Source organism: Lujinxingia sediminis (assembly GCF_004005565.1).
Lineage (GTDB): Bacteria > Myxococcota_A > Bradymonadia > Bradymonadales > Bradymonadaceae > Lujinxingia > Lujinxingia sediminis.
Window position 1 is genome coordinate 1 of sequence record NZ_SADD01000027.1, and the last position, 7,828, is coordinate 7,828.

The 7,828-nt window shown below is 60.9% G+C and carries 10 protein-coding genes; 3 read left to right on the plus strand and 7 right to left on the minus strand.

Going from position 1 to position 7,828, the window contains the following annotated elements:
• Positions 1–866 (plus strand): IS66 family transposase (gene tnpC, locus EA187_RS20045; protein ID WP_127781463.1); only part of this gene is annotated, 866 nt, incomplete at its 5' end.
• 161 nt (positions 867–1,027) lie between these two features.
• Here tnpC and EA187_RS20050 read toward each other — a convergent pair.
• From EA187_RS20050 to EA187_RS20065, 4 genes are all read right to left on the minus strand, one after another.
• Positions 1,028–1,978 (minus strand): HNH endonuclease, encoded by a 951-nt coding sequence (locus EA187_RS20050; protein WP_127781464.1) that lies wholly within the window; start codon positions 1,976–1,978, stop codon positions 1,028–1,030.
• Between the two features lie 166 nt (positions 1,979–2,144).
• Positions 2,145–2,468 (minus strand): TRL domain-containing protein, encoded by a 324-nt coding sequence (locus EA187_RS20055; RefSeq protein ID WP_164856440.1) that lies wholly within the window; start codon positions 2,466–2,468, stop codon positions 2,145–2,147.
• A 98-nt stretch (positions 2,469–2,566) separates the two neighbouring features.
• Positions 2,567–2,875, minus strand: coding sequence for a TRL-like family protein (locus tag EA187_RS20060; RefSeq protein ID WP_164856441.1), 309 nt, complete (start codon positions 2,873–2,875; stop codon positions 2,567–2,569).
• Between the two features lie 98 nt (positions 2,876–2,973).
• On the minus strand, positions 2,974–3,252 hold the full coding sequence (locus EA187_RS20065; RefSeq protein WP_164856442.1) for a TRL domain-containing protein: 279 nt from the start codon (positions 3,250–3,252) through the stop codon (positions 2,974–2,976).
• Between the two features lie 912 nt (positions 3,253–4,164).
• On the opposite strand from EA187_RS20065, the gene EA187_RS20070 reads away from it, so the two are divergent.
• Positions 4,165–4,932, plus strand: a complete 768-nt coding sequence (locus EA187_RS20070; protein WP_127781468.1) for a hypothetical protein — start codon at positions 4,165–4,167, stop codon at positions 4,930–4,932.
• 158 nt (positions 4,933–5,090) lie between these two features.
• Here EA187_RS20070 and EA187_RS20075 read toward each other — a convergent pair whose 3' ends face one another.
• The 3 genes from EA187_RS20075 to EA187_RS20085 form a co-directional block, all read right to left on the minus strand.
• Positions 5,091–5,429: a HepT-like ribonuclease domain-containing protein gene (locus EA187_RS20075; protein WP_127781469.1), complete on the minus strand. Its 339-nt coding sequence runs from the start codon at positions 5,427–5,429 to the stop codon at positions 5,091–5,093.
• Positions 5,389–5,724: a nucleotidyltransferase family protein gene (locus tag EA187_RS20080; protein ID WP_127781470.1), complete on the minus strand. Its 336-nt coding sequence runs from the start codon at positions 5,722–5,724 to the stop codon at positions 5,389–5,391. Before EA187_RS20080 ends, EA187_RS20075 begins: the two co-directional genes overlap by 41 nt.
• Positions 5,725–6,327: 603 nt before the next feature.
• Entirely contained in the window at positions 6,328–7,170 is an 843-nt protein-coding gene (locus tag EA187_RS20085; RefSeq protein ID WP_127781471.1) for a hypothetical protein, read from the minus strand.
• A gap of 337 nt (positions 7,171–7,507) precedes the next feature.
• On the opposite strand from EA187_RS20085, the gene EA187_RS20090 reads away from it, so the two are divergent.
• Positions 7,508–7,708 (plus strand): hypothetical protein, encoded by a 201-nt coding sequence (locus tag EA187_RS20090; RefSeq protein ID WP_206524439.1) that lies wholly within the window; start codon positions 7,508–7,510, stop codon positions 7,706–7,708.
• Positions 7,709–7,828: the final 120 nt, after the last annotated feature.

The window sequence follows — 7,828 nt, forward strand, 5'->3', positions numbered from 1 at the left end:
AGCTCGACGCGCTCGCCGACCACGTGGAGACGACGTATCTGGGGATCAAGCACTGGATCTTCGGCGCCGACGTGGTCGGGATGGATGAGACGACCTGGCGACTGATGGAAACCGGTGCCACCAAAAAATGGCAGATGTGGGCGATTCGCGGCCGCGGCGCGATGTGGTTTGCGCTACGCGATTCGCGAAGCGGCGAGACCGCCGCCGGGCTGCTCGAAAGCTACTCTGGATGGCTCATCACCGATGGATGCCCAAGCTATGATAAAGCCGCCCGCCTGGTCCCCGGGGAGGTTCGCCTTAGCGGTTGCTGGGCCCATGTTCGCCGCAAGTTTGTAGATGTTGAATCCAACGATCCCGAGCGCGCCGAAACCGCACTCAACCTGATCGGAAAACTCTACGACGTGGAGAAAAAAGCACGTGACCCGGACGAGGGCATCGCATTGATGGGCTGGCGACGCTATCTGCGAGAAACCGAGTCGAAGTCCATCCTCAAAGAGCTACAAACGTGGGCGGTTAACCAGCGTGTGTTGCCTAAAAGCGCCATCGGCAAAGCGATCACCTACATGATGGAAAGGTGGGAGCGTTTGGAGCTCTATATCGAACATCCCGAGCTGTGGATCGACAACAATCCCACCGAACGCGGAATCCGTGGTCCGGTCGTGGGCCGCAAGAATCACTACGGTTCACGAAGTCGCCGCGGTACCGAGGTCGCCGCTCAGCTTTACACGATCTTCGAGACGGCCAAGATCTGTGGTGTTGACCCGCGTGAGTATTTAAAGCGGGTCGTGATGAATGACATTCGGTCGCCCAATACGGTCACGTTGCCGGCTCCGATCGAAGCGGTGCTGTCGAGCCTGGATGGCTGATTTTGGCCACCCTGGAAGAATCAAAGCCACGCCGGGTTCGGCGTGGCTTTTTTAATAGTAGGGGGCGTTGGGTGGTGATGGTGGGGTTTGGCGAGCATTTACGTTTTTGTTGGATGTGGAGGGGGCGAGGGGGTGGTGTGTGCGTTGAAAATTGTTGAGGATCAAAGTTCCCCATGTGCGGCAATACAACGCGCTTTGTGTCGAGCTAATAGTTTTTTTGAGGGTATGCCCTCATTGGGGTGAGAAATGGGTTGATTCTCATATTTGCCGTAGTCGTTGATGCTGTCCGGGAAATTTCGGTGCAAGGCTGGGTGGAATTTGGCTCTTAGTGATTTCGGTTCAATGTAGAGATAGTGTTGATCAAACAAGAGATGTAGATCGGCTCGAAGTAGTAACGAGTTCTCTGCTGAGTGGCTTCCATCTAGTTCAGTAACGCCAATGATATGTGCTGCTTGAAGCACGGAGGTGACACCACATCCAGATATTGAGCACTTAAATTTGTAGATTGTCAGCGTTTCCGAGCGAAACGTATGCTGGCCAATCCGTTGTCTTGTCGTTGCTAGTTGAAACGAAATTCCCGACGATGATTCGTTTTGTTTGTTCATCTGTATGTCAATCCATTCAAAAAACGGTACGCCATGACGTAGTTTGAATTCAGTAATGCTGGGTGAGTTTTCTTCCAATCTTTCTGGCCATGATATTGGAGTGGTTGGAGGCATGTTTAACGCTTCTAATATTTTGGCTTTGTCTATATCAATCTTTCTTATGTGTTGCAGGAAATAGATGTGAGACCAAGGGCTTTTGCCTGAGAAGGGCCAGATTTCTTCGCCCAGGTTTCGGTTCGTTGTAAATGATGCTACCACGCCGAGACGGGTGAATTTCTTCTTGCCGGACTCCGAAAACAATACAAGATCCCCCGGGGCATACTTTCCGTGGAACTTATGACTCATATTTTCGGCGACTGCGAAACAAAATATGTCGCCGTCCATAACACTCTTTAGTTGGTTATAGTCGTTTTTCTCTAAGTGGCGCTCAACGATGGACTCGCTGATAGGGTTGTCGATGGAAGTGGTTAGATTGTCTGTTCTGGCAGGTACGAGGTGAATGGCCAATTTGTATTCTCCATTACTTGGGGGTGAGTGGATGGGCAGATAGTCGAGCTTTGGAATTGCACAAGTTTATACATGAACGCGGGATTTGTATAGAACGGCGCTACAAATAAGTTGGGTTGAGGATTCGCTGACGGCGAGCCCCCCCGGCTCGCAATACTCCCAACCTCTACTCCCCCGTCACCACCGTACAACTCCTCCGAAACAACCCCAGCACATTCATCGTCGAGTGGTTCACCGTTCCAATATGTACGATCTCACCATCTTCGGCGGCGGTGGCCATCGGGGGCTTGTCGGAGCGGCTCAGGGGGATGAAGAGGATGTGGGTGACGCAGCTCTTGCCGGTCTTGAGGCCGACCTCGTTGTCAGTGACCGGGCCGGGGACGGAGACGCCGGTGTAGAGCAGGCCGAAGTCGCCGGTGGCCGAGGCGCAGCCGCTTAAGCTGAGAAGAAGGAGCGCGATGAGCGCGAGTTTTCGTGGGGTGGACATCATACTACCTACCTCATGTGAACATACGTTCTGACAGGTCGGTGCAGGGGGCATGAAGCGTTGAGAAAGCTGCACCGCTGCGAATCCATCGAAAATTTTGGTCAGTCGCCGACGACCAGCGTGCAGCGTTTGACGTAGAGGCCGAGGATGGTCTTGGTGCGAGTGCTGACGTTGGAGATCAGCGTGATGCCACCTTCGCGGGCCGCGGCGGTGGTGGAGGCGTCGCCAAAGCTCACCAGGCCCAGCACGTTCATGCGGCAGGCTTCGCCGCTACGCTCCACCGCGCTGTTGCTGGTGGCCGCCAGCGGCGTGTAGGCGTCGGTGTAGAGCGTGCCGTAGGGGATGCCCGGGGCGCAGCCCGAGGCCAGAAGGAGGAGCGCGGCGAGTGCCGCGGTGGTGATTCGTAGCATGGTGTTCCTGAAGGGGAGGGGGCGGTGTCCCGCGCGAACTCTGGCGAGGACGTTGGCCCATTCAAAACGCGAGCGTGTCATGGAGAGGGCGCGCCGGCTCAGGTTCCCGTGACGTAGGTGCAGTAGGAGCCGACGAGAAATCCGCCTTTCATGACCGTGTCGACCGTCGCCACTTTTGTGACGCCGCCGTTGCGCGCGGCCGTCGAGACGGAGGCGTCGCCGGTGGCGATCAGCCCCAGGAGGTTGGTCACGCAGGCCTTGCCCTGGCGGTGCCCGACGGGGTTGTCGGTGACGTCGACGATGGTGGTGATGCCGCAACCGCTTAAGCTCAGCGTCAGGCCGATGACGAGGGCGGTGATAGGTCGTTTAAAGCACACTGCTCTTCCTCCCTGGATGTGGGGGTGTATAAAGATATAAAAGTCCCGCGCGAAGGCGGGCGTGCGATCGACTCAAAGGACTCAACACCTTCCCTCGAAGGCGGGGGGGGCGTTGCACGCACCGATACTCAGGATGTCAGGACATGCCAGCCTGAAGACGTTTTGTGTCCTCCCGCGTCACCATGAGGGGGTGAGATGTGAGTCGGACGGACCGATAGCATTGATGTTGCGATTTGTGAAGAGGGTTGTTGCGGATTGTTAGGGCGCCCAAGTTCGCCACGCTGGTCGATTCGCTCGGGCGTCCGGCGGTTCTCGCGTTGTGGTCAGGTGGTTGTGGGGTTAGGTGGTTGCGCAACGCCCCGCTTCGCCACGCTGGTCGATTCGTGAGCACGTCCGGTGGTTCGCGGGGAGCGCACGCCTCACCGATCCCGTTCAGCCCGGGGCTGGGCGGCATACGGGGGGCCGGCGACATAAACAACCTCCTCCAGTATCCGCGCCAACAGCTCTTCCGACACACTCTCTGGCGTGACGAGCTCCACCTTCCTGTCGAGGAGCGCTTCGAGCAGCTCCGAGAGCTCGAAGAGGTTCGCGTAGGTCTTCTCGCCATCCCGAAAGTCGACCTAAAGATCGACGTCACGTTTCGCGGGGGCGTCGTCGCGTGCGAAGAAGCCGAAGAGGCCCGGCCGGTGGGCGCCGAGCGCGTGCATGGGTGGCGGGCCCGTGCTCGGCGAGTCGAGACAGAACGTCGTGTTTGGCCAGGGTCGGTTTCATCGTTGTGTCTCTGGGGCTGTGCGCTTTTTTCCGGGGGCGGCCCATCCCTGCGTCGTTGTGGCGCTTTTCGCAACGCGTTGAAGCCCTTTGCCAGGCTCCCTACCCTCAGCCACTCACTACCCCCATTGTGGCGGACCTCCTATGAATCGCATTCACCCTCTCCTTACACTCGCCGCGCTCCTTGTGTTTAGCCTCTTGAGCGTTCCGGTCGCCGCGCAACCCGCGCTCTACCCGGAGTCGCCCGAGCGCTCCCCGCCCACCGCCGCGCCTTCCGCCGATGCCGAATCGGACGTCGACGACGAGCCCCGATTTCAGCTTCTTCAACCCACGCGCGTGCGCTGGGGGAAGAGCTACCTGGAGTATCAGCTCAAAGACCGCCAGACCGGCGAAGTCTATCGTGAAGGGGATTTCTACCGGGTGCTGGGGCATCCCGAGTTGGGCGAGCAGTTTGAAGAGAATATGGCGCGCCAGACCCGGGGATACGTTCTGGGGGTTCCCATGATGGCGGTGGCGGTTCCGGTGCTCGTGGTGTCGGTCCCCGTGGTGGTGTTTTCGGCCTTTTTCGTGTTCCTTGCGGGGATGGGGGCAGGGGCGGCGCTTCTCCCGCCCGCCGAGGCGCTGTGGGGGGTGGCCGGTGTGGTCGTCGGGGGGCTGACGTTTGGGTATGGGGCAAAACTCTATTCAGCTCGCCACCGCTATCGGCTCGCGTTGGTGGGACAGGCCGATGCCCGGCGTCTCGTGGAGGAGGCAAACGCGCGTGGTGCGTTGTTCGACGCCCGGGGTAACGCGCGGCTGCGCGAGACACCGTCGAGCTTTCGGTTGAGCGTGGCGCCTTATGTGCGGCCGACGCTCGGGCGCACCGGAGAGACCGGAATGGCGGGGGGAGTGGGGTTGAGGATGCGTTGGTAGAGCGTTGGGGCGTTGGGGTTCGCGATGTTGGCAGGCCGGTACGGACGTTGGGTGGTTCGCGGGTTGTGGTTGGGTGGTTAAGGGGTTGGGTGGTTGTGGGGTGCCGGGGTTCGCGGTGTGGGTCGATTCGTGAGGACGTTCGGGGGAGCGCAGGGGCGTTACCGCACGTCGTCAATCGACTCAAGCTCTCGTAGCAACTCCGGAATTCGATTCTCAACCACATCCCAGACAATCGCGTAATCCACGCCGAAATAGTCATGGATTAATACGTCGCGCATCCCGGCCATTTGAGCCCAGGGGATGGTGTCGTGCTTGTAGCGGAAATCACGAGGGAGTTTTTTGGTCGCTTCCCCGATGATTTCGAGGCTCCGGACCACGGCACGCTTGAGCGTTTCGTCGTGTAGAAATGCGTCGTAGGAGAGAGCTGTGCAGGTATGGAGGAGATACTCGGCTTCCTCACGGATGTGGCGGATGTAGAGCCGGTGGTCCTTCGACATAGTCGACCTCCCTGGTCATTCTCGTCAGCAACTCCCCCGACACACTCTCCGGCGTGACGAGCTCCACCTTCCGGCCGAGGAGTGCCTTGAGCAGCTCCGAGAGCTCGAAAAGATTCGCGTAGGTTTTCTCGTCGGGTCGAAAGTAGACGAGGAGATCGACATCGCTGTGCGCGTGGGCGTCATCGCGGGCGAATGAGCCAAAAAGCCCCAGACGCTCGACGCCGCGCGCGTGGATCGCGCTCCAGTTTGTGGCGAGTCGGTCGAGTACGTCGTGTCGGGTCTGGGCGGGTTTCATGGCTACTCCTTTGCAGGGCCGGGGCTTTCCTGCCTGTAGGAAATATAGAGGGGAGGGAGGGGAAAGCAAAGGAGGGCGGTGGGGCGCCCGGGGTTCGCGGTGTGGGTCGATTCGTGAGTGCGTTGGGTGGTTCGCGCGTTGTGGTCAGGTGGTTGGGTGGTTGGGTGGTTGTGGGGCGTCGGGGTTCGCGACGCTGGTCGATTCGTGCGTACGTCCGGTGGAGCGCGAAGGGCTCGTGACCCCGTCGACGGCCACCGCTGCCTTTCGCAAAAGGCGCGGGACCCCGTTAGTCGACTCGCCCGGTCGTTCGCGAAAGGCTCGTGACCCCGTCGATCGACACACCCGGTCGTTCGCGAAAGGCTCGGAACCCCGTCGATCGACACACCCGGTCGTTCGCGAAAGGCTCGCGACCCCGTCGATCGACACACCCGGTCGTTCGCGAAAGGCTCGTGACCCCGTCGACACCCACTGCCGCCTTTCGCGAAAGGCTCGGGACCCCCTCGACGCCCCGTTTGGGGTATATCCGTGCGTGAGTCGCGGGCAAAACGAAGCCCCGGCGGCGAGCCGGGGCTTTTTGGGGTTTAGCGTGACGCTCTTAGAGCATCAGGCGTGGGAGGGTTGCACCACGTCGTCACTGACGACGGGCGGGACCACATCGCCGGGAGGAGCGTCGCCCTCGAAGCGCTCTTCGCCGGTCTCGGGGTTGACGTCGGCGGGGTTGCGGCGGCGACGGTGATCGGCGCGCACGCGCTCCTGTTGCACGGTGAGCGGGGCGATCAAGGCCTCGCGCTCCCGGGTGGACTTGGGGTCGAGGGCGGGGTAGCTGGCGAGAATCTGAATCACGACCAGGGCGGCGTGCTCGTGGAGCTCTTCGCGGGCGGCGCGCACCTCGGCGTAGGAGACGGCGGTGTCGGGGGCGTATTTGAGCTCGGCGCGGAAGCGCTCAACGAGCTCGCGCATGCGCTCGACCTCGCGCTCCAGGCCCACGAGCTGCACGTCGCTGGCGAGTTCGCCGTCGAAGTGGGCGAGCATCGTGTCCATGATGCCGAGTTGCACCTCGAAGGTCTGATGAATGATGGGCGCGGCGCCGCGGGGGAAGACGACGCCCAAAATCCGGTGGGCCGCCTTCACGACCGGATCGTTGGCGTCGCCGAAGGTGCGGGCGTCGGTGAGGCTCTTCATCGCCCCAATCTGACCATCGAGCTGGTTATCCAGCACCACCGCCTCGCCGCGCGCCTGAGACGAGCGCTCCCGGGTCTGCTCGTAGGTGAACTCCAGATTCAGCGCGCGATCGCCATAGCTGAGGGCCTCGTCGCAGGCGTTGACCACGGCGTCGAGCCCGCGGCGCTCGGCTTCGTCGCGAATCTCTTTAAGGCCGAAGACGTAGCGCCCGGTGGGCATGTGAATGAAGTTGAGGTGATTGGAGACGATCCCTTTGATGCTCATAGCTTTTGCCTCGCTTCTAAAGTGGGCGCGGTCGGCCGCCTCTCAGGACGACGCTGGCGGCGTCGTCAGGGATTCGCGGTAGCGCTGCTACAGCTTCATCCCTGACTCCTTGCCATCGACCGCCCTGAGAGACGGCCGATAACGTGAGTCAAGACGACGCGGGCTGCCCTGAGAGAGGGCCGACAACGCGGTGACGTAAAAGGACCGCCGCGCCCCATGCGCGGCGGAACACTTCAGGGCGAGATCTCCTACGGCGTACATCACGAGGATGAAGGATGGATCTCGGGTGTGGTGAATGAGGGTAGGTTAGATGGGGGAGGGGGGGAGGTCAACGCGTGTGGGGCTCGGGCTCGGGCTCGGGCTGGGGTTCGTGCTCGTGCTCGCGCTCGGGCTCGGACTCGGGCTCGACCTCGTGCTCGTGCTCGTGCTCGGGCTCGTGCTCGTGCTCGGACTCGTGCTCGGACTCGTGCTCGGGCTCGTGCTGGTGCTCGGGCTCGTGCTCGGGCTCGTGCTCGATCTCGACCTCGTGCTCCGGTGAGTGTCAACATAGTTGCCGCCTCATCGAACTACGCACAGCCCTCCATCTCGAGCCTGGAGCGCGTGAGTTTTGAGGGGTTCAGATACACCTCAGCCGGGGACTCCCAACTGCGGACTGCAC

Coding starts and splice junctions, on each gene's coding strand:
- EA187_RS20060 (WP_164856441.1), bottom strand. CDS start 2,875: ATGCTACGAATCACCACCGCGGCACTCGCCGCGCTCCTCCTTCTGGCC.
- EA187_RS20055 (WP_164856440.1), bottom strand. CDS start 2,468: ATGATGTCCACCCCACGAAAACTCGCGCTCATCGCGCTCCTTCTTCTC.
- EA187_RS20080 (WP_127781470.1), bottom strand. CDS start 5,724: ATGAAACCCGCCCAGACCCGACACGACGTACTCGACCGACTCGCCACA.
- EA187_RS20085 (WP_127781471.1), bottom strand. CDS start 7,170: ATGAGCATCAAAGGGATCGTCTCCAATCACCTCAACTTCATTCACATG.
- EA187_RS20070 (WP_127781468.1), top strand. CDS start 4,165: ATGAATCGCATTCACCCTCTCCTTACACTCGCCGCGCTCCTTGTGTTT.
- EA187_RS20075 (WP_127781469.1), bottom strand. CDS start 5,429: ATGTCGAAGGACCACCGGCTCTACATCCGCCACATCCGTGAGGAAGCC.